1 protein-coding gene is annotated in these 608 nt (G+C 59.9%); it reads right to left on the bottom strand.

What is annotated here, in order from left to right:
* Nucleotides 1-608: non-homologous end joining protein Ku (gene ku / locus C3Y91_RS04370; protein ID WP_168575078.1), on the bottom strand; the 608-nt coding region annotated here is incomplete at both ends.

The following is a 608-nucleotide window of genomic DNA, read 5'->3' as shown; positions in this document are numbered from 1 at the left end:
ACCTTCTTCGGCTTCGGAAGCGACTTGCCTTCCAGCTTCGCCTTCACCAGATCCGCGAGCGCGGCTTCGTAGCGGTCGTCGAAGGTCGCCGGATCGAACTCGCCCTTCTTGGTGCTGATGATGTGCTTGGCGAGATCGAGCATCTCGCCCTGGATCTTGAGCTTGGGCATCTCCTCGAAAGCCTTTTCGGAGGAACGAACCTCGTAGTCGTAGTTGAGCGTGCTGGCGATCAGGCCCTTGCCGTGCGGCCGTATCAGCACCGTACGCATTCTACGGAATAGGACGGTGCGAGCGATGGCCGCGACCATCGACTTCTTCATCGCATCGCGGAGAGCCGCGAACGCGTCTCCGCCCATCTTGTCGGGCGTGAGGTAGTACGGCTTGTCGAAGTAGACGTCGTCGACGTCGGAGCAGGGGATGAACGCCTCAATCTCGAGCGTCTTGTTGCTCTCAGGGATCGCGGCGGAAACTTCCTCGGGATCGATGATGATGTACTGGCCGTTCTCGATCTCGAAGCCCTTGGTCTGGGCTTCCTTCGGCACCGGATCCTCGGTCTCGCTGTCTATGAAGATGCGGTTGACGCGGTTGCCCGTGGCCTTGTTGATGGT

Source organism: Rhizobium ruizarguesonis (genome assembly GCF_012349115.1).
In the GTDB taxonomy this organism is placed as follows: domain Bacteria; phylum Pseudomonadota; class Alphaproteobacteria; order Rhizobiales; family Rhizobiaceae; genus Rhizobium; species Rhizobium ruizarguesonis.
Note: the sequence above shows the minus strand (reverse complement) of the source record. Positions and strands in the feature narration are given on the sequence as shown.